Genomic DNA, 25,374 nt, shown 5'->3' on the forward strand with positions numbered 1-25,374 from the left:
AATTCATCTATTGATAAAAAGTACACTTTCGAGGTGATTAACCATGATGACGAAAAATCAAATCAATGAACGTGAACAATTAGAAATGCTAACGATTGATCAATTAGTTCCCCAAGATCATTTAGTACGAAAACTAGAGGCGGCTATTGATTTTTCATTTATCTATCCTTTAGTAGAAAACCTCTACTCTGCTAAAGGACGCCCTAGTATTGATCCTGTTGTTCTCTTTAAAATGACGTTTATTCAGTACGTTTTTGGTATACGGTCCATGCGTCAAACCATCAAAGAAATTGAAACGAATATGGCGTATCGTTGGTTTTTAGGATTTGGCTTCCATACAGAAGTCCCGCATTTCTCTACCTTCGGTAAAAATTATGTCCGTCGCTTTCAAGACACTGATATATTTGAGCAGATATTCTATCGTATATTAAAGGAGATTATGCATCAAGGACTCCTCCATGCAGACCATTTATTTATCGATTCTACGCATGTGAAAGCGAGTGCGAATAAACGAAAGTATGATAAAAAAGTTGTGCGAAAAGAAACACGAGCTTATGAAGAGAAACTTCAATTAGAGTTAAATATGGATCGTGAGGAACACGGAAAAAAGCCCTTTCCCCCGGAGAAGTTTGAAAAGGAAGAATGGAAAGAAATAAAGGAAAGCACGACAGATCCTGAAAGTGGATATTACGTGAAGGATGAACGCACGAAACAGTTTGCGTATTCTTTTCATGCAGCGACAGATGAAAAAGGCTTTGTCTTGGGTGCCATTGTAACTCCGGGAAATGTGCACGATAGTCATGTATTACAGCCACTTGTGGAAAAAGTCATTGAAAACGTTCAAAAACCATTAGCTGTTGCGGCAGATGCAGCCTATAAAACACCCGCAATTACAAACTTTTTATTAGAGAATCAAATGTTGCCTGTTCTTCCTTATACACGTCCTAAAACGAAAGATGGATTCTTCCGAAAACATGAGTATATATATGATGAGCACTATAATTGTTATCTTTGTCCACAAGGACAGATATTGAAGTATACGACAACGACTAAAGAAGGGTATCGTCAATATAAATCGAATCCTTTGATTTGTGCGAAGTGTCCGAGCCTATCCCAATGTACAGAAAGTAAGCAACATCAAAAACTCATTCAACGTCATATTTGGGAATCGTATGTAGAGGAAGCAGAACATTTACGCCATTCCAATGACATCAAACAAATCTATGCAAAGCGCAAAGAAACGATTGAGCGTATCTTTGCAGATGCAAAAGAAAAGCATGGTATGCGATGGACAACCTTAAGAGGTCTAAAAAAATTGTCTATGCAGGCGATGCTTACTTTTGCTGCCATGAATTTAAAGAAACTGGCTACTTGGACGTGGCAGGCAGCTTAAGAAGGTAGCTATGCTCGAAGAGTATGTTGAATTTGGTAGTATATTACCAAATGTTAAAGATAAAATAGGAAGAAAAATGACAAAAGCCCATCGAGAGTGAACCTCTCGATGGCTTTTGTCTACAGTCTGGAAGCATTTGGAATGTCATCATTCCAAATGCTTTTTTTGTGCTTTAGTAAGTGTTTGATCGTGGGTAAATGCATAGCCACTTTGAGTATTTGATATGATCCTTATAAAATCCTTATATTTATTTTTTACACTTAGGTCATTGAAAGGATGATGACTAATTATGAATGACTTGATTTTGAAAACAAACAATCTTAATAAAACGTTTAAAGGACAAAAAATCGTAGACAATTTATCTTTAGAAATTAAACGCAATACGGTATATGGCTTACTTGGACCGAACGGAGCGGGGAAATCTACAACCTTAAAGATGATAACGGGCATGCTACGACCTAATGAAGGAGATATCATTTTTAATGGACATTTATGGACTCGAAAAGATCTGCAGAATATCGGAGCCTTAATTGAAACACCACCCTTGTATGATAATTTAACAGCTAAAGAAAATCTAAAAGTTCGAACGATCGCGTTAGGCTTACCGCAAAGTCGGATTGACGAAGTATTGGAAATTGTAGATTTAACGAACACGAGGAAAAAACGAGCAGGTCAGTTTTCTTTAGGAATGAAGCAACGATTAGGTATAGCCATTGCACTGTTAAACAAACCGAAGTTGTTAATTTTAGATGAGCCGACAAATGGTTTGGATCCAATTGGTATACAAGAGCTGCGTAAGCTCATTCGCTCCTTTCCAGAACAAGGTATCACTGTTATTTTGTCAAGTCATATTTTGCATGAGGTAGAACAAGTCGTGGATGATATTGGCATTATTGCTGATGGCAAGCTGGGCTATCAGGGACCAGCTCCACAAGGTCATGAATTAGAATCACTCTTTATGCAGGTTGTCACTGCCAACAGAAAGGCTGGTCACTAGCATGTTAGCCATCATAAAAGCAGAACGATTAAAATGGAAGCGAACTTTTATTCCCAAACTTCTTTGGCTTACGCCTCTTATAACCTTACTTTTAAGCGCTGTACTTATGGGAGGTGCTTACTTTCAAACAGGTGCTTATAACTGGTGGTATACGATGCTACTGCCAGGTGCAATGACGATTTGCTGTGCCTTAGTGGTCGAAAAAGATAAGAAGTTGAAATACCATAGTATACTGGCACTACCGCTTGACCTCAAAAAAGTTTGGCTAGGAAAAATACTTTCATCAGGTGTATGGCTTTTCCTTATCACTAGTATGTTCTTTGGAGGAATTACAGCAGGGGGCTGGCTATTTGGTCATACATTACCAATAACAAGCAGCTTATTAAGTTCTCTAGTTATTTTCGTAACATTTTTGTGGCAAATTCCTTTATGTCTTTTTCTGTCAGCTAAATTAGGGACCTATTTGGCTATTTTGCTTAATGTAGTGGCCAATATCGTAGGGATTGTAGTATTTGCTGATGGAGAGCTATGGTATTGCTATCCATTTACGATTGGTGCACGTTTACTATGCTCAACCCTCGGCATATTACCAAATGGTCTGCCTGTACCTGAAGGAAGTTCTTTACTCGATAAAGATGTTATATTTCCTGGCTTATTGATAACAATTGCTTGGTTTATCATAATAAGTTTTCTCACAACAAAGTGGTTTCAAAAAAGGGAGGCAAAATAGCAAATGGACATGTTACGATTATTGAAAGCAGAATGTCTTAAAACAAAACGCACGAAATTGTTACTTACACATCTACTTGTCCCCATAGCTATTTCTGGACTGTTTTTAGCTTACTATTCCTATTCACCATGGGATTCTCATGGAAAAATAACTGCCTATTTTCAAGGCTTAGCGTGTGGACTACCTATTATTATAGGATTAGTATGTGCAATGGCATCCGAGCAGGAGGCAAATGCAGGTCATTATCAAAGCATGCTAGTCACAACAAAATTAAAAATAAAGGCATATCTGAGTAAGCTTGTATTATTATTGATGTATAGCTTTGGAGCCATCTTTATGTCTGTAGCTATTTTTAGTATTGGTTTTAGAGAACTATTACATGAACTAGATTTTGACTATTTATTTTATAGTATTGCTGCCTGTATTATATTCGGCAGCCATATTATCTTTTATATCTTACATTTATTTGTGAGCTTACAATTTGGGAAAGGTGCTTCGATTGGTTTAGGTATTGTAGAAGCTCTGCTGGTTGCTTTGTTGCTTACTGGTTTAGGGGATACTATTTGGCCGTTTTTACCGTATGGATGGAGCGGTCACTTTGTTATTTTATGGATTTTAGCATCGGCGGGTACAAATTTAACATGGCTCGAGGCAAGTATCCAGACTAGCATAGTTTGGTGTTTAGGCGGAATCATATTAGCATTTGCATTGTCTTGCTTATGGTTTTGGAGATGGGAAGGTAGAGCATCTGAATAGTGGGAATGGATGGTTGATTATGGCAAATATATTAGTAGTTGATGATGAAGTTGATATTTTAATGCTGATTAAAAATGCACTACAGAAAGATGAACATTTAGTAAGCATTGTGTCTAATTCGACAGAAGTAGAGAAGATGGAGCTAGGTTCCTATGATTTGATTTTGCTTGATGTTATGATGCCTGCTATTGATGGATTTACGTTATGTAGGCAAATTCGCCATGCTGTAGATTGTCCAATTCTTTTTCTTACCGCTAAATCCTTAGAGGAAGATATTATGTTTGGTCTTGGTTTGGGTGCAGATGACTATTTAATCAAACCCTTTAGTATTGGAGAACTAAGGGCAAGGGTCAATGCTCATATTCGACGTGAAAATAGAGAGAAACGGAATATCCTTTTTAATGGTAAAATTCATTTTAATCTTTCCGGTAAAGAACTATTTGTTCAAAATGAGCGTGTTCTGTTAACCAAAAGTGAGTATGAAATATGTGAATTTTTAGCACGTCATCGCGGGCAAGTATTCTCTAAAGAACAAATATACGAAACGATTTTTGGATTTGATGGCAAAAGTGACAGTACAGCGATAACAGAGCATATTAAAAATATTCGTTCAAAGTTACATGCATTTGATATAGAACTTATTGATACGGTTTGGGGGATTGGCTATAAGTGGAAACCATAAAACCGAGGAAAGGAACACATCTGCATACATTTTTCCTGAGATATTTATTTTTTCTTTGCATTGGCATCATTCTTTTAGTAGCTCTATTAATAGGTCTATTTATGTTTGCCTTTTCAGCTAATATTATTTTACCTGCAAATTATGCAGAGACACAAATCACTTTAGCAAAAGACCGAATTGCGACAAGCAGCTCGGTAACGGACGAGATGATCCCTGATCTTGTAGATTATGCAGTGGTTTCTATGCAGGGAGAATTTATTTCAGGCAATTTAACAAAAGAAGAGGCTTCCTATGCATGGCATTTAAAACAAAAGGGAGAGAAGCAAGGAAGTTCTCGATTTTATGCATTTATTGAGCGCGAACAGGAAGTATGTATTTTACGCTATAGTTTAGTCCCTGAGTATCGATCTGCGATCATAAGAAATTATTTACCTAACCCGCAATTAACGGTTTTATTAGTTTTTATTATTGGAGTTGTTGTACAAGCAGCGGTACTTGCTGTTCATTTTGGCAGAAGACTAAAACAAAAAATGATGGGCTTGCAAGAAGCTATTGAAAAAATACAACATCAGAATTTGGCATTTCATTTACAACCATCTGGAATTCAAGAAATTGATGATATTGCTCTTTCCTTCGAACAAATGAAGGAAGCATTAAATACTTCTTTGACACAGCAATGGCGGGCAGAAAGATTGCGCAGAGAACAAATATCAGCACTGGCACATGACCTGAAAACACCATTGACAATTATTAAGGGAAATGCCGAGCTTTTATCGGACACTGCACTAGACGAAATGCAAAAAGAATATAACCAATATATATTAAAAAATACGGTTGAAATTGAAAAGTTCACAAAGCAATTAATGGATCTTTCGAATATGGAGCAAGGTATTGTCACATCAAAATCAAATGTAGCCATGCATTCTTTTATTCAACAGGTCGAACAACAAATGAAAGCTCTTGCTTTAGAAAAAAATCTTGAAGTTAGTGTAGAAAAGGTCAGGCTACCTACTTCCATTATGATAGAGGAAGAGCTTTTTTATCGGGCTCTATTAAATGTGATTGTCAATGCAGTTGAGCACACACCAAATAACGGCAAAGTTACTTTATTTGTTCAAGGAAAGGAAGATGTTATTCATTTTACTGTGAAAGATAGTGGTACTGGTTTTTCATCAAAAGATTTAATAGAGGCTACCAAACAATTTTATCGTGGAGACCAAAGTAGAAACACAACAAATCATCATGGTATGGGCCTTTATATTGCAGAGTCAATTATTAAAAAGCATGATGGGGTATTGACACTCGCTAATGATTCGATAACGGGAGGAGGGAAAGTGACAGTTACTATTCCTGTTATGAGCATGGAATGATAGCCTATTTTTTCAATTCACTTCAGGTATAGGTTAAAGTCATTGCTCTATTGAAGGCCTTTATGTTTACCCTAGAATAAAGTTAGTCCTTTTTATTGGAGGTAAGGTTTTACAACTAATTATCCTTATAAAGGACTTTTTCTATAGAAATAAAGGCGCAATTGGAGAAGAAAGCTTTTCTGTGGAATTTCACAAATTGGCTACTTTTTTAGAGGAATTTAATAAAAAACAAACCATTTAAGTGGATTGGATAAAGGGCTCTTTCAGGCAATGTTTCTATAAAAAATGCTACAATAAAAGAAAAAAAGAGGCGATGGACGTGAATAACGTCATTGATTTTATTGCAAAAAAAAAGGAACGTGAAGACCGAAAGCGTGCGCAGGATTTAGAACGTTATGTTGCAACTCAGTGTAATTTTCAGCAGCCTGAAAATATTGATGCTCTGGTAGAAGACAAACTAATTGAAGTCAAAGATCATACGTTATTTCTTGGTTTTCTATCCATTTTAAAGGATGAGCAAATAGAACCGCTAGATATTTTTCAAGATGTCTTTTCATTAGAGCCCTCTCGTTTTGAAATGTCCTACAATATGAGATGGTGGTCAGTTGTGCAACTGGCATTTACATTTTTAACAATTCTCAAGGAAAATGAGCCGCATACATATGCTGATTTTTTAGGTCTCTCCAAATAACCTAGGTATGTGTACGTCTGTAAAGCAAACGTACACATACTTAGGTTTTTCCTTATCTTCCCCCTTCAGCTTTACAAGTCTACTTCATTTATTCATTAAATTCATAGATATTTATAATTCCTCAATAATTTTTACTAAATATTCTTAACATCTCCATACTTGCTTAATGTTTGTTTTATAACATAACGTTTGTAAGCAAATAAAAATAAAGCAAAACAAATGGAGGGTCCAACACATGGCAATTCAAAAACTGTGGAAAAAAGGTCTAATTGGTGCATTAGCTATTTCCATGTTGGCAGCTTGTTCTGACAGTTCATCTAGTGCAAATGAGGTAAACAAGGATTTATCGCTTGAGGACATTACAGAAAAAGCAAAGGAAGAGGGCACTGTTAATTCTGTCGGTATGCCAGATACATGGGCGAATTGGGTAGAAACCTGGGAGGAACTCGGGACCGAATATAGCATCAAACACAAGGATACGGATATGTCGAGTGCCGAGGAGTTAGCGAAGTTTGAAGCAGAGAAGGAAGATGCTACAGCAGATATTGGAGATGTCGGGATTGCTTTTGGACCAATCGCTAAGGACAAGGGCTTAACATTACCATACAAAACATCATATTGGGATGAAATACCTGATTGGGCAAAAGACGATGAAGGACACTGGATTGTTGGCTATACTGGTACCATTTCTTTCTTGACAGATAAAAATAATGTGAAGAATGCTCCAAAATCATGGGAAGATCTGAAAAATGGAGATTACACAGTCAGTATTGGGGATGCATTAACAGCTAACCAAGCACAGTTTGCCATATTAGCAGCTGCTATTGCATTTGGTGGAGATGAGTCGAACATACAGCCAGGTATAGATTTCTTTGCTGAATTAGCGAAGCAAGGGCGTTTACAGGGGGATCCATCAGTAGCGAACCTAGAAAAAGGTGAAATCGATGTTGCGATTTTATGGGATTTTAATGCATTAGGCTATCGTCACCAAATCGACGAGGAGCGCTTTGATGTAGTGATACCAAAGGAAGGATCTGTTACTTCTGGTTATGCAACAGTTATTAATAAATATGCTAAAAACCCACATGCTGCCATGCTAGCACGTGAATACATTTTATCTGACGCTGGTCAAGAAAATTTAGCAAAAGGCTATGCTCGTCCGATTCGAGACAACGTAGAACTTCCACAAGATGTAAAGGATTTATTATTACCAGCTGATATGTATACGAATGCACAGCCAGTAAAAGATCAAAAGAAATGGGAAGAAACAACAAAGCAAATCCCTCAACTTTATCAAGAGCAGGTGTTAATCCATGCAAAATAACAAAGTGGTTCTCATTGTCATCGATGCATTACGCTTTGATACAGCCTGTACACATATGGGATTCTTACACCATCTAGTCGAGCGTCAGGTGGCTGCTCGCTATAAGATTTGCTCAGAGGTGCCATCTTTATCGAGACCATTGTATGAGACGATTTTAACGGGTACACCCCCTATTGTACATGGCGTTACCAGCAATATGACAGTGCGTTTATCGAACGGGCAAAGTGTCTTTCATGTCGCAAAGGAGCACGGTTTATCTACAGCAGCCTCCGCCTATTATTGGGTGAGTGAGCTTTATAATAGAGCACCATTCAATCATATGGAGGACAGAATACAACTCGATACACAATTACCAATTGACAACGGTATATTTTATTTTGAGGATCATTATCCAGATAGTCATGTGTTTGCCGATGCAGCATGGTTAATGGATCAAAAGCAGCCTGATTTCCTTTATATTCATCCAATGAATGTCGATGATGATGGTCACAAATTTACGGCGGATTCTGCCCAATATCGCAATCGTGTTTTAGCGATGGATGCCTTATTATCATTATTTATTCCAAAGTGTATGGCACAGGGCTATGAGGTGATCGTTACGGCTGATCATGGCATGACAAGAGATGGGAATCATGGCGGCACAACACATGAGGATCGTCATGTTCCGCTATTTGTCATTTCAGAGGCTGTAAAGGCTGGTATAAAAGAAGGCATTATTTCACAATTACAAGTTGCACCACTGTGCTGTCATTTATTAAATATCAAGCCTGCAGATGATATGGTGCCACTCCTATTAGACGGTGTGTTTACAGCAAAAGAGGTTTAAATAGTAGTAGTCGCTCTTATTGTAAGGAGCGGCTATTATCCCCATAAGCCGCAAGTCATTTATAGAAAGAAGTGAGTGTGTTGATATCGAAGCGGCAATCCATTGCTTGGCTTTCGCCTTTTCTTGTATTACTATTACTGTTTTTCTTAGTACCGCTACTATATATGCTCATTACAAGCTTTCAAAATATTGAGGGCTTTACATTGAATCAGTATGAATCGATTTTTACGAACGACTACATTCTCCAAGGTTTTAAAAATAGTATTACATTATCTGTTATCTCGGCTATGATTGCGTTACTTATCACATTGTTCGCGGTTTATGCCATGATGAAGTTTTCAGAGCCAGTACGGGAGAAAATTTTAATACTAACGAACTTAACCTCCAATTTTTCAGGTATTCCGCTAGCATTTGCTTTTATCGTTTTACTTGGCAATAGTGGTTTATTTACATTGTTATTTGACAAATGGGATATTGATGTGTTGACGTCCTTTTCACTTTACAGTTGGAGCGGATTGTTACTTATTTATATTTATTTTCAGCTGCCATTATCGCTTATGCTGCTCTACCCCATTTATGATGGGATTCAGCAACAGTGGAAGGAGGCAGCAGCCCTTCTAGGGGCATCCAGCTGGCAATTTTGGATGAAAATTGGTATCCCTGTTATGCTGCCAGGAATTGTGGGAACCTTTAGTGTATTGTTTGCCAATGCAATGGGTGCGTATGCCTCTGCTTATGCATTAACAAGCAGTAATTATAATTTAGTGGCGATTCGTATTGGCTCCTTAATAAAAGGTGATATTTTTGCTCAGCCAGAGCTAGCCAGCGCCATTGCAGTAATATTAGCAGTGACAATGGTGACTGCCATGCTTATCAGTGAATGGAGCATCTCTAAAACAAGGAGGAAAGTAAAATGAAAAAGCGTGGTTTGGCTGATTTCTTTTTCCTTCTGCTAGTGGGGTATTTACTATTACCTGTGTTAGCAACAATGCTCTATGCGTTTGCAACAAAATGGAATAAAACGATATTGCCAGAGGGACTTACGCTAAAATGGCTTGCTACATTGTTTCGGGATACCGATTTTATTCAGGCATTTGGTCGTTCAGTACTTTTAGCAGGTGGTGCAGTTAGTATCGCACTCCTCGTCATTGTGCCAGCCATCTTTGTCATTGTCTTGTACTTTCCTAAATATGAAAAGTGGATACAGATGGCAGTGGTGATGGTGTATTCTTTTCCAGGCATTATTTTAGCTGTTGGGCTTATACGCGTTTATAGCAAAATAGGTATACCGATGATATTCGTTGTTTTAGGTGCCTATGTTGTGGGGATTCTTCCTTATATCTATCAAGGTACACGAAATAGTTTAAGAAATATAGATGCGAGGCAGCTACTTGATGCGGCACAATTGCTAGGTGCATCGAAAAGGCAGGCATTCACAAAAATTTTACTGCCTACCGTTTATCCGGGCTTATTTGCAGGAGCATTGTTATCCTTCTCAGTCTTATTCGGTGAGTTTGTCTTAATTAATCTTGTTGTCGGTTCTCGCTTTGAAACCGTTCAAATTTATTTAATGAAAAAGCTTAGCACAAGTGGACATATAGCTAGTGCAGTTGTATTCATCTATCTCGTGCTGATGGGTCTTTTAACATTCGTCATTGCAATCGTAACAAAACGATCGAAAGGTGCTACAAATCTATGAGTTATCTTATTATTGAAGGGCTTCATAAAAAATATGGACAAGTATCTGTTTTAACCAATATTCATATGGAAATACAAAAGGGAGAATTTATCACACTATTAGGTCCTAGTGGCTGTGGAAAGAGTACCATTTTGCGGATTGTTGCGGGCTTAACAGATGCATCGGCAGGTAAGATTTCGATTGAAGGAAAAGATATGAGTGGCGTACAACCGAAGGATCGTCAAGTAGGTATGGTCTTTCAATCCTATGCACTTTTTCCAAATATGACTGTGCACGAAAATGTTGCTTTTGGTTTGCGTATGCAAAAAGTCAATAAGACAGATATGGAGCAGCGTGTTCATGAAATGCTTGCGCTTGTTCATCTAAGTGAGAAAGCTAATGCTTACCCGAAAGAATTATCTGGAGGTCAACAGCAGCGTGTTGCTCTGGCTCGTGCATTAATTGTCCGTCCTAAAGTATTGCTATTAGATGAACCACTTAGCGCGCTCGATGCTCAAATTCGTAAAAAACTTCAAGCAGATTTACGATCAATTCAAAGAAAATTAAATATGACTATGATTCTAGTTACACATGATCAGGAGGAGGCAATGGCTGTTTCGGATAGAATATTCGTTATGAATAATGGCAGCATTGCCCAAACAGGTACGCCAACGGAAATCTATACGAGACCAAATAATGAATTTATTGCTAACTTCATCGGTCATTATAATGTTTTTCCACGCCAATCTTTAGAAAAAATGCTTGGCAAATCTTTAATAGGTCAATCCACTAAATTTGCCATACGACCTGAAGCACTGCATCTCGATCAACGAGATGGAGACTTGTGTCTCTCTGGAATTGCCAAACAATCATTAATGAGCGGCAATATTATTCGTACTACGTTTGAAGGAGAAATGCCGTTTACAATGGAACAACTGCATCAACAAGGGTACTCGATTGAAATGGGAAAATCCTATAAGTGTTATGTCGCACAAGAAGATGTGATTGCGCTATCATGACTTACGCTAAACTGGAAAGATTTGAATTTATTTTAAAACAATTAGATACAGAAGGAAAAATTATTGTTGCTAATATTGCCGATGCCCTTCAGGTGGCACCAGAAACAATTCGCCGAGACTTTGATGAATTAGAGCAACAGCATTTATTATCAAGGGTTCATGGTGGGGCTATTAAATATACGAATGTACGAAATGAACCGGTATTTTTACGCAAGCTACAAATGCACAAGGACGCAAAGAGACAAATTGCTCAGATGGCAGCAAAACGCATTTGCGACGGCGATACTATTGCAGTAGACACAGGTACTACAACAGTACATATAGCCGATTTTTTACTAGCTGTTGAAGATATAACGGTTGTAACGAATTCAATTGCAGCAGCTATTCAATTTAATTTAGCCATAGAAGAACGACGTATGACAGGCAAGGTCATATTACTAGGGGGCACGGCGAATCCAAAACAATCTTCTGTTGCAGGTGCTATGACGTTAGAAATGCTAGATAATATGAATTTTGATAAGGCTTTTTTATCGTGTGGTGGTATGAGTGAGGGCATTGTTTATGATTACGATTTGGATGAATCTCTTATTTCTAAGAAAATGCTCAAGCATAGCAAAGTGAGTTATTTATTAGCCGATGGATCCAAAATTAATGGCAAATCATTTTTTCAAATCTGTCATCTTGATGAATGTACAGAAATTCTTTGCGAAAGCACTTGTCCATTAGAATGGCAGGCTTATGAGGAAAAATGGACGATATGTAATGGAGGGAAGAACTGATGACAATTGATTATCACGTACATTTAGAAGAGGGGCCTTATTCATTTCGCTGGCTAGAGCGTACATCGCAGGCACTGGAGTTTTTTCATTCGGATGATGAAACGGAAAAAGGCTCTAAGCAACAAATGACCTGTCATTTACAGCGGCTAGCACAGCGCGTGAAAAATGGCTGTTATAGTGAGGAATGGTTGGATTTATATCTCGAACAGGCAAAGCAGCTTGGCTTACGTGAGGTGGGTATTGTCGATCACTTATATCGTTTTCAAGAAACACGTGCCTATTTTGAGCGCTATATGAGACTGGATGATAGTGAAATTGGGCAGGTACAGCGCTATTGGCTGGATCGTGTGATGACAGAAAACATAGATGCTTTTGTGGCGTCCATTCAGCAGGCAAAGGAAAAATGGCGTCAGCATGGGATTACGTTGAGACTTGGTATAGAGGCAGATTATTTTGTTGGTGGAGAGGAGGAATTAACAGCTTTACTAGCTGGTTATCCTTGGGATTATGTAATTGGTTCTGTCCATTTTGTCGATGGGTGGGGCTTTGATAATCCGCAAACACAATATCTTTTTGAGCAAATGGATCAACTTTCTTTACAACAAAATTATGAGCGATTTTTTAAAGTAGTTGAGAAAATGATTCTTTCCAATATGTTTGATTTTGTTGCCCATTTAGATAATTTTAAAGTATTTAATTATCAGGTGGAGGATCGTGCTTTTCTTGAAGCTTGGTATAAACGTATTGCAAAGGCACTAACATCTACTCAAACCGCCACTGAAATCAATGCCGGGCTGTATTATCGTTACCCTGTACAGGAAATGTGCCCGAGCCCTCGTTTTTTACAAACCTTACTTGAACATGGAGTTGCTTTTACTGTATCCTCTGATGCACATTTCCCAGACGATTTAGGTAAATTTACATCTGCTAATACAGAGCTACTAAAGAGTCATGGCGTTCAAGCCGTTGTCTCCTTTGAACAGCGAGTTAAAAAAATGATTACATTATAGGTTGAGTATAGGGCACTACAGCTTCGATATAGTGCCTTTTACTCGTATTACATAACTACAATTTAGCTCGCATACACATGATTAAATTCATCTTTTTAATGTGAGGAGAGTCCAATTGACATCCATTAAAGAACAACCCTTTTTGCCAATTATTATACAATCGGGTCAACATGCCTACGGGGTAGCCCGCTCTTTTTATGCAGCCTATCGCGTGAAAAGTCTTGTCATTGAGCCAGCTAAAAAAGGAAGATCGATGCGCTCACTCTTTTTGGGGGGCTCTCAGGGAATTGCAACGCAAAATAGCGGTATTCTGGATTTTCAATATGTTGAACATTTAGATGATCCAGCCCTATTTGTACAAGCGCTAGTCAGAGTAGCCATGCAGTGCCAGCAAAAGAAATTGATTCTATTAGTGTGTGACTGCTACTATGCTGAGCTTATCATTGAAAATAAAAAGAAGCTTGAAAAGTACTTTATTTTACCTTATATTGATCAGGCTTTACTAAAAATGGTCCAAACTAAGGAAAAGTTTTACCAACTTTGTGATAAATATCAGTTAAAATACCCCAAAACCATCATCATAACAAAGGCACATCATCCAAATAGAGACATCCCTATCCAGTATCCCATTATTATTAAACCTTCCAATGCCGTGAGCTATACGAACTGTTCCTTTCCTGAAAAGAAAAAAATATATCTAGTGCATGATGCCGACGAGATGGAGCACATCATTCGCTGTATTTATCGTTCTAGCTATCAAGACACCTTAATCGTTCAAGAATTTATTCCAGGCGATGATTCCTATATACGTGTTCTAGACGTATATGTAGGAAGGGATCGAAAAGTAAAGTTAATGTGTGTAAGCAACAAGCTACTTGAAGATCCCTCTCCACAAAACAAAGGCATTTCTTTAGCGGTCATGACCGATTATGATGAACAGCTAATGGAATCCATTCGGTATTTTTTAGAGGACATCGGCTATACAGGCTTTGCTAATTTTGATATGAAATATGACATCAGGGATGGGAAATACAAGCTATTTGAAATGAATTTGCGCGCAGGGGCGTCAAGCTACTATGTGACCGCAAGCGGGTATAATTTAATGCAATATGTGGTGGATGATTATTTATTCCAAGTTCATCATGAACGAACATATGTCCAGACGAAGCATGTATGGTCACTCCTTCCACCAAAAACGTTATTTAAATACATGAAGAATGAAAAATTAAAAATAGAAGCAAAGCAACTAAAGAAAGATGGGCAATACACGGATGCATTACTATATAAAGAAGATATGAATATAAAGCGTTGGATAAAGCTGAAATTGTATCATTCATATTTACAGATAAAATACAGCAAGTATTTTAACAAAAGCAATGGTTAGCATAGGTGAAATGAAGGATAGGGCTTTAAAACTTTCAGGATAGAACGCCAGAGCTGATGGATAATTACGCCTATCTTCATATAATTAAGTCGAAACCACGACATTTGAGGCGCAAACCTTGTAGGAAGTATCAACTATTCAGTATAATAATAAAATGGGAATTCAAGTGCATGGATTTCGTTTGAAAGGAGTTACCTGATTGCGATGAATGAGGAACAACGCTTAGCAAATCAACAAGTCAATCAACCCAAAAAAGAAGACAAGCCTGAAAAGGATTATAGTAAATATTTTGAGAGGGTCTTTACAGCTCCTTCCTTAAAAGATGCTAAAAAACGTGGGAAAGAAGATGTCAAGTATCATAAGGATTTTAGCATTGCAGAAGAGTTCACAGGAATGGGCAAAGATCGCACCTTCTATATTCGAACTTATGGCTGCCAAATGAATGAGCATGACACAGAAGTAATGGCAGGGATTTTTATGCAGCTAGGCTACACACCAACAGAGGTGATTGAAGAGGCTGACGTTGTCTTGCTAAATACATGTGCTATTCGTGAAAATGCAGAAAACAAAGTATTTGGAGAACTTGGTTTCCTGCTGAAATATAAACGAAAAAACCCTGAGATGCTAATAGGGGTATGTGGCTGTATGTCGCAAGAGGAATCTGTGGTTAATAAAATTTTAAGAAGCTATCCACATGTCGATATGGTATTTGGTACACACAATATTCACCGTCTGCCAAACATTTTAAAAGAAGCCTACATGTCGAAAGAAATGGTCATAGAGGTTTGGTCTAAAGAAGGCGATGTCATTGAAAATCTGCCGAAAAAACGTCTTGGTTCCATTAAGGCATGGGTTAATATTATGTATGGGTGCGATAAGTTCTGTACGTATTGTATTGTTCCGTATACACGTGGGAAAGAGCGTAGTCGCCGACCAGAGGAGATTATTGCTGAAGTTCGTGAGCTAGCGGCAGCGGGCTACAAAGAAATTATGTTGCTGGGACAAAATGTCAACGCATATGGCAAAGATTTTGAGGATATTAATTATCGTCTTGGAGATTTAATGGATGAATTAAGAAAGATTGATATTCCACGGATCCGTTTTACAACGAGTCATCCACGTGACTTTGACGATCATTTAATTGAAGTTCTTGCAAAACGTGGCAATTTAGTGGAGCACATCCATTTACCAGTACAATCTGGCTCGAATGACGTGCTAAAAATTATGGCGCGTAAATACACACGCGAACATTTCCTCGGTTTAGTGGATAGAATTAAAGCGGCAATTCCTGAAGTAACATTAACAACAGATATTATCGTTGGCTATCCGAATGAAACAGAGGAGCAGTTTGAGGAAACATTGTCCTTGTACCGTGAAGTCGGCTTTGAGGCAGCGTTTACGTATATTTATTCTCCACGTGAAGGCACACCAGCTGCGAAAATGATCGACAATGTACCTGAAGAGGTGAAAAAAGAGCGTCTTCAACGTTTAAATGAAGTGGTGGGCGAATACTCACGCAAAGCATTAGAGCGTTTAAATGGCGAGGTTGTCGAAGTATTAGTTGAAGGAACAAGTAAACGACGCGACGATGTGCTAGCGGGCTATACGCGAAAAAATCGTTTAGTTAACTTTAAAGCACCAGCAGAAGTAATTGGTCAATTAGTAAAAGTAAAAATAACAGAGACTACATCTTATTCACTTACTGGTGAATTTGTAGAAGTCGTAAAAAATGAAAAGGTGGAAGCGTAAATGACACAAGTCTTATATACAAAAGAAGATTTAATTAAAAAATCACACGAAATTGCACATATGATTGCGAATACGCCAGAGGTTGAATTTTTCAAAAAAGCAGAAGCGCAAATTAATGAAAATCAACATGTACGTGAACGTATTGCAAGTTTAAAAAGCTTACAAAAACAAGCGGTTAATTTCCAACACTTAGGGAAAGAAAAAGCATTAAAAATGATTGAAGATAAAATTGCCAAAATCGAAGAAGAAATTAATGCCATCCCAGTCGTACAACAATTTAAAGAATCACAAGGCGATGTAAATGATTTATTGCAACTTGTTTCGAATACAATCGCAAATAATGTAACAAATGAAATTATTCGTTCAACTGGTGGCGATGTACTTCGTGGTGAAACCGGCTCGTATGTAGAAAACACTCAGCCAGGTAGCTGCTCTTAAAAGATGATAGAAATCAAAGCTCGAATGCTGTCATTCGAGCTTTTTTTACGTCTTCTTCTATTGAAGCTTACAGCGGCTATCTTAGGCCTCTCACAGAAAAGTTTTAAATGATCCATTTCATTCTCTAAAAATATATGTTCACCCAATGGGCGCTACCTGCATATGATGGAGTGAAAAGAGTCGAAGGAGGAATTGCGCTGAAACGTTTACGACAAATCGTGACGAAAGCAGTAGTTGCCAAAGGGAAGAAGAGAACGGAAGAACGTGTGACATTATCACCAACAAATAAACCGACAAGTATTTTAGGATGCTGGGTAATCAATCATACTTGCTCTGCAAAAAAAGTTGGGAAATTTGTAGAAGTAACAGGGAAATTTGATGTCAATGTATGGTATGCCTATAGTAATCATTCGAAAACAGCTGTGTTTTCTGAAACGGTTCACTATAAAGACAAAGTGAAGCTTCACTATCGAGAAGGTGAAATTAGTGTTGGTGATGATGTTCGTGTACGTGTGATACAAGAACCAAATTGTATTGAAGCGATAATCTCTCCATGTGGTACGAAATTTGAAATTGTAGTAGAACGTGAAGTAATTGTTGAAGTAATGGGTGAAACAACAATTTGTATTAGTGTGCATCCACTAGACTATGAAGAAGATTGGAACCTTAGTGATGAAAGTTCATCCTCATCTTCATCCTCATCAAGCTCTAGTTCTAGCTCATCTTCTAGTTCTGAAGGAGAAGGCAGGTATGTGTTAGAGTCTTCATCGTTTCCTGATGAACGTCCAAGATAAGTCTACTAAACATCATTTTTTGATACATGCGAAATGCTAGCATCTTAAAAAAGGTGATTGAAGCGTTTCGCATGTATCTTTTGTTATAATAAATATATCTATAAGGCAAGAGCGAGGTAAATAGTGATATGACAACATATACACCAATGATGCAACAGTATCTACAGGTAAAGGAAGATTACAAAGATGCCTTTTTATTTTTTAGATTAGGTGACTTTTATGAAATGTTTTTTGAGGATGCAATCAATGCCTCACAAATTTTAGAAATTACATTAACAAGCCGAGATGCAGGCGCAAAAGAGCGAATACCAATGTGCGGTGTGCCGCATCATTCGGCTAAAAATTATATTGAAACACTTGTGCAAAAGGGCTATAAAGTGGCTATTTGTGAACAAACAGAAGATCCAAAGCAAGCAAAAGGTGTGGTCAAACGTGAAGTGGTTCAGCTTATCACACCAGGAACAATTATGGAAGGGAAGGCCCTTGATGGTAAATCTAATCATTTTATTGGCGCGGCAGAGCAATTAGATGACACAACATTTGGCTATGCTTATTTAGATTTATCAACAGGTGAGGCAGTAGCGTCTTCTATTGAAGGCGATGGGAAAGCCTTATTAATGCAAATGCAGGCTTATGGCATTCGAGAACTGATTGTAACGGATAGTTTGCAGCTATTATTAGCAGAGCATGCCGTCAATGCTGGTATCGTGCTTTCAATTGAAGTGAATGAAATGCCTATGCACAAAGCAGCAGGCTATTTAGAAGCTGTACCACAACCGTTACAAATAGCATGTCTTCGATTGTTAGCATATATTGATCAAACGCAAATGAGATCTTTATCACATATTCAGGCATTCACATTTAATGAAATGAAAAATTATTTGCGCATTGATTCTAGCTCAAAGCGCAATTTAGAGCTGATTCAATCGATTCGTGGTGGCGATCAAAAAGGGACACTCTTATGGCTATTAGATGACACTGTGACAGCGATGGGTGGGCGAAAATTAAAGCAATGGCTACACCAGCCGCTTGCCACACGTTCAGCAATAGAGGCTAGACTAGCGATTGTGACGGATTTATTGGAAGAATATTTTGTACGAACAGAGCTTCAAGCATCCTTAAAACAGGTATATGATTTAGAGCGTTTGGCTGGTCGTGTTGCTTTTGGTAATGTGGGTGGACGAGATTTAGCCCAATTGCGTGATTCTTTACGCCAAGTGCCAACTATCCAGCAACAGTTAATGGGTTCAAATAAAGAAACGTTACAGCATTTAGGTGCAGACCTTGATACATGTTCAGATGTCGAGGCATTATTAGCAAAAGCGATTACCGATAATCCCCCTATTACCATTAAAGAAGGGGATGTTATCCGTGATGGCTATAATGAACGCTTAGATGAACTTCGCTATGCTGCTCGTAATGGTAAGGATTGGATTGCCCAACTTGAACAAGAAGAGCGTATGAAAACAGGTATTAAAAATTTAAAAATAGGCTATAATCGCATTTTTGGTTACTATATTGAAATTACAAAATCAAATATTCATTTAGCAGATTTAACACGCTATGAGCGCAAACAAACACTGGCGAATGCGGAGCGCTATATTACACAGGAACTAAAAGAAAAAGAAGCATTGATTTTAAATGCTGAAGAAGAAAGCTTAACATTAGAGTACAACCTATTTGTAGAAATTCGTGATGTATTAAAAGCTTATATTCCACGTGTCCAAGCACTGGCAGCAAGCATTAGTGAATTAGATGTTTTACTAAGCTTTGCAAGTGTCTCAGAAAAATATCGATTTACGAAACCGCAATTTCATGGTGGACGTGCCCTAGAAATTATAGAAGGACGTCATCCTGTAGTTGAAAAAATGCTGAATAAGCAAATGTATGTACCAAACGATTGTGTCCTAGAAGAGCAGAACAATATGATGCTTATTACAGGACCGAATATGTCAGGTAAAAGTACTTATATGCGTCAAGTTGCATTAATAGTTGTTATGGCACAGATGGGCTGCTATGTACCCGCTGAAAAAGCGAGATTGCCTATTACCGACCAAATTTTTACTCGGATTGGAGCGGCTGATGATTTAGCGGCAGGGCAATCTACATTTATGGTGGAGATGCTTGAATCGCAACATGCAATTATGCATGCAACAAAAAATAGCTTGATGCTATTTGATGAAATTGGACGTGGAACATCGACATATGATGGTATGAGTTTGGCACAATCAATGATGGAATATATTCATGACAAAATTGGGGCAAATACGTTATTTTCTACGCACTATCATGAATTGACAGCACTTGAAAAGGATTTGCCACGCTTACAAAATGTGCATGTTTCGGCAACCGAAAAAAATGGTACGGTCGTATTCCTGCATAAGGTAAAAAAAGGAGCGGCTGATAAATCCTATGGTATTCATGTGGCACAGCTTGCTCAATTACCTGAGGAAATTTTAGCTAGAGCCCGTGTATTACTTGAGAACTTTGAGGCAGGGAAAGAGGTAGTTGCCGAAACACAGGTGATAGCTGAACAACCAGTGCAGATGTCTTTATTTGCAGAGGAAGAGTCGATTTCTCCATCCGAGGCAAAGGTGCTAAAGAAATTAGAAAAGGTCAATATTCTAGGTACTTCACCGATGCAGGCGATGAATATTTTATATGAGCTACAGCAAGAGCTAGTGAACGCTAAAAAATAAAGGAGTGATACGTTAGTGGGAAACATACAAATTATGGACGAATGGCTATCCAATAAAATCGCAGCAGGAGAGGTAGTAGAAAGGCCAGCTTCTGTTGTCAAAGAGCTTGTGGAAAATGCTATTGATGCTGGAAGTACGTCCATTGATGTTTTTTTACTAGAAGCGGGTCTCACTTCCATTCAAGTAATAGATAATGGTAGCGGTATGGATGAAGAGGATGCACTCATGTCATTCTCTCGTCATGCTACTAGTAAAATTCATCAGGAACATGATTTATTCCGTATCCGGACACTTGGCTTCCGTGGTGAGGCTTTAGCATCCATTGCTTCTGTTTCTAAAATGACATTGATTACATCAAATGGTGAATCTGGCACACATTTAGAGCTTGAAGGTGGACATATCCTCACTCATAAGCCTGGTCCGTTGCGTAAAGGGACTGATTTAACTGTATCACAGCTATTCTTTAATACACCCGCGCGCTTAAAATATATGAAAACCATTCAAACTGAACTTGGGCATACAATAGACCTGATGAATCGCCTCGCACTTGGTAACCCACAAATTGCTTTCAGATTACTGCATAATGGTCAACAATTACTACAAACAAATGGCCGTGGAGATGTACAACAAGTACTTGCTGCTATTTATGGTGTACATAATGCCAAGAAAATGGTGTCTTTCCAAGGCGAGTCACATGATTATCAAATTTCTGGCTTTGTAACCTTGCCAGAGGTAACACGTGCTTCTAAAAATTATATGTCCCTATTTGTAAATGGTCGTTGGGTCAAGCATTATTTAGTACAAAAGGCTATTGTGGATGCCTTCCATACGTATTTACCTATTGAGCGCTACCCGATAGTTGTTCTATTTATAAAAGGTGATCCTTACTTAACAGACGTGAATGTGCATCCTGCAAAACATCAAATTCGTTTAAGTAAAGAGCCTGAGCTTTTGAAGCTAATAGAAGAAACCATTCGTGAAACAATACGCAACATTATTCGAGTTCCGCAAATGGAAAAAAAAGAAAAAATCGTTAAACCAGCTACTGAGCAATTAAACATTTGGAAGCCTGCTCCCAAGATGGATGTGGAGAAAATGAATGCCATCGTAGAAAAATTATATGATGTCCAAACCATTCAAGAAAATAATTGTGAGCAGATAGTTGAACCTAAGCCTATTTCTACTGTTCGAGAGGAAAGTTGGCAGCCTACACCTCAAATGGAGGCTGAAATAAAAGATGAAGTAACTATAGTGGCACATTCCGAAGTATTGGAAGAGGCGCCTACAAAGGAACCCTTTCCTGAACTCGAAGTAGTAGGGCAAATCCATGGCACATACATTGTCGCGCAGATGGAGGATGGTTTTTATTTAATTGATCAGCATGCTGCACAGGAACGTATTAAATACGAATTTTTCCGTGAAAAAGTCGGTCAAGTCAATCCTCATGAACGTCAGGCATTATTGTTACCATTAACATTCCATTATGCAGCCGATGAGGCATTGATCTTACGAGAACACAGGCATGAATTAGAAGCTGTAGGCGTATTTTTAGAGGAATTTGGACAGTCATCTTTTGTTGTGCGTGAACACCCGAGTTGGTTCCCACAAGGGGAGGAACAGGAAATCATTGAGGATTTAATTGAACAGGTGCTGACAACTAAAAAGGCTGATATCAAAAAGCTACGTGAGGCAGCAGCGATTATGATGAGCTGTAAAAAATCGATTAAAGCCAATCATTATTTAACAAAAGAGCAAATGGAAACATTGCTACGAGATTTACGCAATGCAGATAATCCATTTACATGCCCACACGGACGTCCAGTGCTTATTCACTTTACTTCGTATGAAGTGGAAAAAATGTTTAAACGGGTTATGTAAGTGAGAGGGGGAAAATGGATGGGCGAATTTATTTTAGCGATTGATCAAGGAACGACAAGTTCAAGAGCCATTTTATTTAATAAAAAAGGTCAAATTGTTCATGTAGCACAAAAGGAATTTCAACAAATTTTTCCAAAGGCTGGCTGGGTAGAGCATAATGCAAATGAAATATGGGGATCTATCTTGTCCGTAATTGCGGCTGTATTAACCGAAAGTGGCCATGAAGCAAGTGAGGTTCATGCGATCGGCATTACCAATCAGCGCGAAACAACAGTGGTGTGGGATAAACACACAGGTCAGCCGATTTACAATGCGATTGTCTGGCAATCACGTCAAACACAGGACATAGTGAATGCATTAAAAGAACAAGGACATGAAGAACGTTTCCAGCAAAAGACAGGGCTACGCTTAGATGCCTATTTTTCAGCGACTAAAATTAAATGGATCTTAGATAATGTTGAAGGTGCGCGTGAAAAGGCAGACAATGGCGATTTATTATTTGGGACGATTGACTCATGGATTGTTTGGCGATTATCAAAGGGAAAGGCCCATGTGACCGATTACTCAAATGCAGCTCGAACAATGCTCTACAATATTCATGAATTGCAGTGGGATAAGGAACTTTGCGAGCTTTTAGCTATTCCGATGTCCATGCTTCCAGAAGTGAGAAATTCATCAGAAATATACACAGAAACGGCTCCAAGTATATTTTTTGGAGAAAAAATTCCGATAGCTGGTATTGCGGGTGATCAGCAAGCCGCACTTTTTGGACAAACTTGTTTTACCAAAGGAATGGCGAAAAACACGTATGGCACTGGCTGCTTTATGCTTTTAAATACAGGACAGCAGGCAGTGACATCTGAAAATGGTTTACTAACGACCATTGCGTGGGGAATAGATGGGACAGTGACCTATGCATTGGAGGGTAGTGTGTTTGTAGCAGGATCAGCTATCCAATGGCTACGCGATGGACTACGGATGATTCGTGCAGCAGAGGATTCGGAAACCTATGCTAGAAAAGTAGACAATACGGATGGCGTCTATGTTGTCCCTGCCTTTGTTGGACTCGGTACACCTTACTGGGATACAGATGCACGTGGCGCCATTTTTGGGTTAACACGAGGAACGTCAAAAGAACATTTTATTCGAGCAACACTAGAATCATTAGCCTATCAAACGAAAGATGTACTAGATGCAATGGAAGAAGCAGCAGGTACTCCGATTGAAGTACTCCGTGTAGATGGTGGAGCTGTCAAAAATCAATTTTTAATGCAGTTCCAAAGTGATGTTTTACAGCTACAAGTAGAACTAGCAAAATTGAATGAGTCGACAGCCCTCGGTGCAGCCTATTTAGCAGGACTGGCGACAAGCTTTTGGCCAAACCAAGAGGCTTTATCCTCATTATGGGTGAGTGGGCAAACCTACCAACCTCACATGGATGAAGTGCAAGCCATGGCTCTGTATACAGGCTGGCAGAAGGCTGTTGAGGCAACACGAATTTTTAAATCATAGCTATTGGGGGAGAAAGGTATGTTTTCATTTGAGCAGCGACCAAAAATTATATATTATCTAGAGCACTATAGCTTTGACGTATTAGTCATTGGTGGTGGTATTACAGGTGCAGGAATTGCATTAGATGCCGCATCAAGAGGCCTTTCTGTCGCATTAATTGATATGCAGGATTTTTCAGCTGGTACGTCGAGTCGTTCAACCAAACTGATTCACGGTGGTCTACGTTATTTAAAGCAATTTGATGTGGGAGTTGTAGCAGAAGTAGGGAGAGAGCGTGAAATTGTTTATGATAATGCTGTACATGTCACAACGCCTGAAAAAATGCTATTACCTTTATATAAAAAGGGTTCACTCGGTCCGTTCACAACATCTATGGCTTTAAAGGTCTATGACCGCTTAGCAGGTGTCAAAAAACATGAACGTCGAACGATGTTAAACGCGCAGGAAACCCTGGCATTAGAGCCTTTACTCAATCAAGATGGCTTAGTTGGTGGTGGCTATTATGTAGAGTACCGTACAGATGATGCCCGTCTAACAATTGAAGTATTAAAAAAGGCTGCAGAATATGGAGCACTTTGCCTCAATTATGCGGAAATGACGGAATTTATCTACGAAAAGAAAAAGCTTGTTGGCATTAAAGTGAAGGATCATGTCACGGGGAGAATGCTGGATGTCCATGCTGCACAAATTGTGAATGCGACAGGCCCATGGGTTGATGACGTACGACAAAAAGATAAAGTAGCAGATAACAAGCAATTACGTCTAACAAAGGGCGTTCATATTGTCATCAAACAAAAGGATTTTCCACTAAAGCAAGCCGTTTATTTTGATATTGCTGATGGTCGCATGGCCTTTGCTATTCCACGAGATGGCAAAGCCTATGTAGGGACGACGGATACTGTCTTTGAGGGTAATCCTGTACACCCTGTGGCGACTCAGCAAGATGTGGATTATCTAATCGAGGCTGCAAAAAAGGTCTTTCCAACAGCTACTATTACAAGAGACACAATAGAATCCTCTTGGGCAGGCGTAAGACCACTGATTTATGAAAAAGGCAAGGATCCATCAGAAATTTCAAGGAAAGATGAAATTTGGACAGCGCCAAGTGGTTTAATGACAATCGCTGGTGGCAAGCTTACGGGCTATCGCCAAATGGCTGAAACGATTGTCGATAAAATTGTGAAGGCCCGTCGTTACAAGCATGCAAGTGCCTGTTTAACACGTGAGCTAGCACTTTCCGGTGCAAAGGGAATTAACGCTATAAATTTCCCTGACTATATTGCCTATAAAGCACGAGAAGGCGTACAGTATGGCTTAAATTATGATGAAGCCAAGCAGCTTGTACAAAAGTATGGCACGAATGTAGATGCCTTATTTGATCGCGTGAAATTTTTACATGAACATGGTAGTACAATGCCTCTTGCCTTACATGCGATGCTACTGTATGGCATTGAGGCCGAAATGGTCTATACACCAAGCGACTTCTTTATTCGTCGAACTGGTTTATTATACTTCGATATTGAAGCAGTAAAGCTTTATAAACAGCAAGTGATTCAGGTGATGCAACAACGCTTGAATTATACGGAGGAGCAAAAAAATAGGTATATTGCTGAATTAGAGCAAGCCATTAACGATGCAACAAATTTTGTGAAAGAAGGGGAGTAA

General features: G+C 38.6%; 22 protein-coding genes. All 22 read left to right on the forward strand.

Annotated elements, in window-relative coordinates:
- Nucleotides 1-43 precede the first annotated feature (43 nt).
- The 22 genes from MHB39_RS05875 (at nt 44) to MHB39_RS05980 (ending at nt 25,374) form a co-directional block, all read left to right on the forward strand.
- The gene (locus MHB39_RS05875; RefSeq protein ID WP_342545717.1) at nt 44-1,393 is read left to right on the forward strand and encodes an IS1182 family transposase; all 1,350 of its coding nucleotides are present in this window, start codon (nt 44-46) and stop codon (nt 1,391-1,393) included.
- A 289-nt stretch (nt 1,394-1,682) separates the two neighbouring features.
- Nucleotides 1,683-2,390: a lantibiotic protection ABC transporter ATP-binding protein gene (locus MHB39_RS05880; protein ID WP_333006187.1), complete on the forward strand. Its 708-nt coding sequence runs from the start codon at nt 1,683-1,685 to the stop codon at nt 2,388-2,390.
- A gap of 1 nt (nt 2,391) precedes the next feature.
- Nucleotides 2,392-3,120, forward strand: coding sequence for a lantibiotic immunity ABC transporter MutE/EpiE family permease subunit (locus MHB39_RS05885; RefSeq protein ID WP_036080306.1), 729 nt, complete (start codon nt 2,392-2,394; stop codon nt 3,118-3,120).
- Nucleotides 3,121-3,123: 3 nt separating this feature from the next.
- Nucleotides 3,124-3,876: a lantibiotic immunity ABC transporter MutG family permease subunit gene (locus tag MHB39_RS05890; RefSeq protein WP_342545998.1), complete on the forward strand. Its 753-nt coding sequence runs from the start codon at nt 3,124-3,126 to the stop codon at nt 3,874-3,876.
- Between the two features lie 19 nt (nt 3,877-3,895).
- Nucleotides 3,896-4,558 carry a response regulator transcription factor gene (locus tag MHB39_RS05895; RefSeq protein WP_342545999.1) on the forward strand — a complete coding sequence of 221 codons (663 nt, stop codon included), beginning with the start codon at nt 3,896-3,898 and terminating at the stop codon, nt 4,556-4,558.
- Nucleotides 4,546-5,928, forward strand: a complete 1,383-nt coding sequence (locus MHB39_RS05900; protein ID WP_036080300.1) for a HAMP domain-containing sensor histidine kinase — start codon at nt 4,546-4,548, stop codon at nt 5,926-5,928. Before MHB39_RS05895 ends, MHB39_RS05900 begins: the two co-directional genes overlap by 13 nt.
- Before the next feature lie 313 nt (nt 5,929-6,241).
- Nucleotides 6,242-6,619 carry an ELKS/Rab6-interacting/CAST family protein gene (locus MHB39_RS05905; protein WP_244905015.1) on the forward strand — a complete coding sequence of 126 codons (378 nt, stop codon included), beginning with the start codon at nt 6,242-6,244 and terminating at the stop codon, nt 6,617-6,619.
- 235 nt (nt 6,620-6,854) lie between these two features.
- Nucleotides 6,855-7,943 (forward strand): extracellular solute-binding protein, encoded by a 1,089-nt coding sequence (locus MHB39_RS05910; RefSeq protein ID WP_312123967.1) that lies wholly within the window; start codon nt 6,855-6,857, stop codon nt 7,941-7,943.
- Complete coding sequence (locus MHB39_RS05915; protein WP_258859523.1) at nt 7,933-8,769, forward strand: alkaline phosphatase family protein; 837 nt, start codon at nt 7,933-7,935, stop codon at nt 8,767-8,769. Before MHB39_RS05910 ends, MHB39_RS05915 begins: the two co-directional genes overlap by 11 nt.
- 71 nt (nt 8,770-8,840) lie before the next feature.
- Entirely contained in the window at nt 8,841-9,686 is an 846-nt protein-coding gene (locus tag MHB39_RS05920; RefSeq protein WP_342546000.1) for an ABC transporter permease subunit, read from the forward strand.
- Complete coding sequence (locus MHB39_RS05925; RefSeq protein WP_312123964.1) at nt 9,683-10,468, forward strand: ABC transporter permease subunit; 786 nt, start codon at nt 9,683-9,685, stop codon at nt 10,466-10,468. Before MHB39_RS05920 ends, MHB39_RS05925 begins: the two co-directional genes overlap by 4 nt.
- Nucleotides 10,465-11,466, forward strand: a complete 1,002-nt coding sequence (locus tag MHB39_RS05930; RefSeq protein ID WP_342546001.1) for an ABC transporter ATP-binding protein — start codon at nt 10,465-10,467, stop codon at nt 11,464-11,466. The genes MHB39_RS05925 and MHB39_RS05930 overlap by 4 nt, the downstream gene beginning before the upstream one ends.
- Nucleotides 11,463-12,245: a DeoR/GlpR family DNA-binding transcription regulator gene (locus tag MHB39_RS05935; protein WP_016991950.1), complete on the forward strand. Its 783-nt coding sequence runs from the start codon at nt 11,463-11,465 to the stop codon at nt 12,243-12,245. Before MHB39_RS05930 ends, MHB39_RS05935 begins: the two co-directional genes overlap by 4 nt.
- Nucleotides 12,245-13,255 carry a histidinol phosphate phosphatase domain-containing protein gene (locus tag MHB39_RS05940; protein ID WP_342546002.1) on the forward strand — a complete coding sequence of 337 codons (1,011 nt, stop codon included), beginning with the start codon at nt 12,245-12,247 and terminating at the stop codon, nt 13,253-13,255. Before MHB39_RS05935 ends, MHB39_RS05940 begins: the two co-directional genes overlap by 1 nt.
- A gap of 115 nt (nt 13,256-13,370) precedes the next feature.
- Entirely contained in the window at nt 13,371-14,639 is a 1,269-nt protein-coding gene (locus tag MHB39_RS05945) for an ATP-grasp domain-containing protein (protein WP_342546003.1), read from the forward strand.
- A 204-nt stretch (nt 14,640-14,843) separates the two neighbouring features.
- Nucleotides 14,844-16,388 carry a tRNA (N6-isopentenyl adenosine(37)-C2)-methylthiotransferase MiaB gene (gene miaB, locus MHB39_RS05950; RefSeq protein WP_312123960.1) on the forward strand — a complete coding sequence of 515 codons (1,545 nt, stop codon included), beginning with the start codon at nt 14,844-14,846 and terminating at the stop codon, nt 16,386-16,388.
- Nucleotides 16,389-16,826: a RicAFT regulatory complex protein RicA family protein gene (locus MHB39_RS05955; protein ID WP_036080276.1), complete on the forward strand. Its 438-nt coding sequence runs from the start codon at nt 16,389-16,391 to the stop codon at nt 16,824-16,826.
- 134 nt (nt 16,827-16,960) lie between these two features.
- Entirely contained in the window at nt 16,961-17,620 is a 660-nt protein-coding gene (gene cotE / locus MHB39_RS05960) for an outer spore coat protein CotE (protein WP_176408483.1), read from the forward strand.
- A 128-nt stretch (nt 17,621-17,748) separates the two neighbouring features.
- On the forward strand, nt 17,749-20,319 hold the full coding sequence (gene mutS / locus MHB39_RS05965; protein WP_036080273.1) for a DNA mismatch repair protein MutS: 2,571 nt from the start codon (nt 17,749-17,751) through the stop codon (nt 20,317-20,319).
- A 15-nt stretch (nt 20,320-20,334) separates the two neighbouring features.
- The gene (gene mutL / locus MHB39_RS05970) at nt 20,335-22,197 is read left to right on the forward strand and encodes a DNA mismatch repair endonuclease MutL (protein WP_016991956.1); all 1,863 of its coding nucleotides are present in this window, start codon (nt 20,335-20,337) and stop codon (nt 22,195-22,197) included.
- A gap of 18 nt (nt 22,198-22,215) precedes the next feature.
- Nucleotides 22,216-23,709 (forward strand): glycerol kinase GlpK, encoded by a 1,494-nt coding sequence (gene glpK, locus MHB39_RS05975; protein ID WP_342546004.1) that lies wholly within the window; start codon nt 22,216-22,218, stop codon nt 23,707-23,709.
- A gap of 18 nt (nt 23,710-23,727) precedes the next feature.
- Nucleotides 23,728-25,374, forward strand: a complete 1,647-nt coding sequence (locus tag MHB39_RS05980; RefSeq protein WP_258859517.1) for a glycerol-3-phosphate dehydrogenase/oxidase — start codon at nt 23,728-23,730, stop codon at nt 25,372-25,374.

This window comes from Lysinibacillus sp. FSL K6-4013 (assembly GCF_038630435.1).
In the GTDB taxonomy this organism is placed as follows: Bacteria; Bacillota; Bacilli; order Bacillales_A; family Planococcaceae; genus Lysinibacillus; species Lysinibacillus boronitolerans.

Bases quoted from the DNA above. Each gene is read 5' to 3' on its own strand.
- MHB39_RS05935 (WP_016991950.1), top strand. From the start codon at position 11,463: ATGACTTACGCTAAACTGGAAAGATTTGAATTTATTTTAAAACAATTA.
- mutS (WP_036080273.1), top strand. From the start codon at position 17,749: ATGACAACATATACACCAATGATGCAACAGTATCTACAGGTAAAGGAA.
- MHB39_RS05915 (WP_258859523.1), top strand. From the start codon at position 7,933: ATGCAAAATAACAAAGTGGTTCTCATTGTCATCGATGCATTACGCTTT.
- MHB39_RS05905 (WP_244905015.1), top strand. From the start codon at position 6,242: ATGGACGTGAATAACGTCATTGATTTTATTGCAAAAAAAAAGGAACGT.
- MHB39_RS05895 (WP_342545999.1), top strand. From the start codon at position 3,896: ATGGCAAATATATTAGTAGTTGATGATGAAGTTGATATTTTAATGCTG.
- MHB39_RS05890 (WP_342545998.1), top strand. From the start codon at position 3,124: ATGGACATGTTACGATTATTGAAAGCAGAATGTCTTAAAACAAAACGC.
- MHB39_RS05925 (WP_312123964.1), top strand. From the start codon at position 9,683: ATGAAAAAGCGTGGTTTGGCTGATTTCTTTTTCCTTCTGCTAGTGGGG.
- MHB39_RS05875 (WP_342545717.1), top strand. From the start codon at position 44: ATGATGACGAAAAATCAAATCAATGAACGTGAACAATTAGAAATGCTA.
- MHB39_RS05930 (WP_342546001.1), top strand. From the start codon at position 10,465: ATGAGTTATCTTATTATTGAAGGGCTTCATAAAAAATATGGACAAGTA.
- MHB39_RS05885 (WP_036080306.1), top strand. From the start codon at position 2,392: ATGTTAGCCATCATAAAAGCAGAACGATTAAAATGGAAGCGAACTTTT.
- MHB39_RS05980 (WP_258859517.1), top strand. From the start codon at position 23,728: ATGTTTTCATTTGAGCAGCGACCAAAAATTATATATTATCTAGAGCAC.
- cotE (WP_176408483.1), top strand. From the start codon at position 16,961: ATGTTCACCCAATGGGCGCTACCTGCATATGATGGAGTGAAAAGAGTC.
- MHB39_RS05880 (WP_333006187.1), top strand. From the start codon at position 1,683: ATGAATGACTTGATTTTGAAAACAAACAATCTTAATAAAACGTTTAAA.
- MHB39_RS05910 (WP_312123967.1), top strand. From the start codon at position 6,855: ATGGCAATTCAAAAACTGTGGAAAAAAGGTCTAATTGGTGCATTAGCT.
- miaB (WP_312123960.1), top strand. From the start codon at position 14,844: ATGAATGAGGAACAACGCTTAGCAAATCAACAAGTCAATCAACCCAAA.
- MHB39_RS05940 (WP_342546002.1), top strand. From the start codon at position 12,245: ATGACAATTGATTATCACGTACATTTAGAAGAGGGGCCTTATTCATTT.
- MHB39_RS05955 (WP_036080276.1), top strand. From the start codon at position 16,389: ATGACACAAGTCTTATATACAAAAGAAGATTTAATTAAAAAATCACAC.
- glpK (WP_342546004.1), top strand. From the start codon at position 22,216: ATGGGCGAATTTATTTTAGCGATTGATCAAGGAACGACAAGTTCAAGA.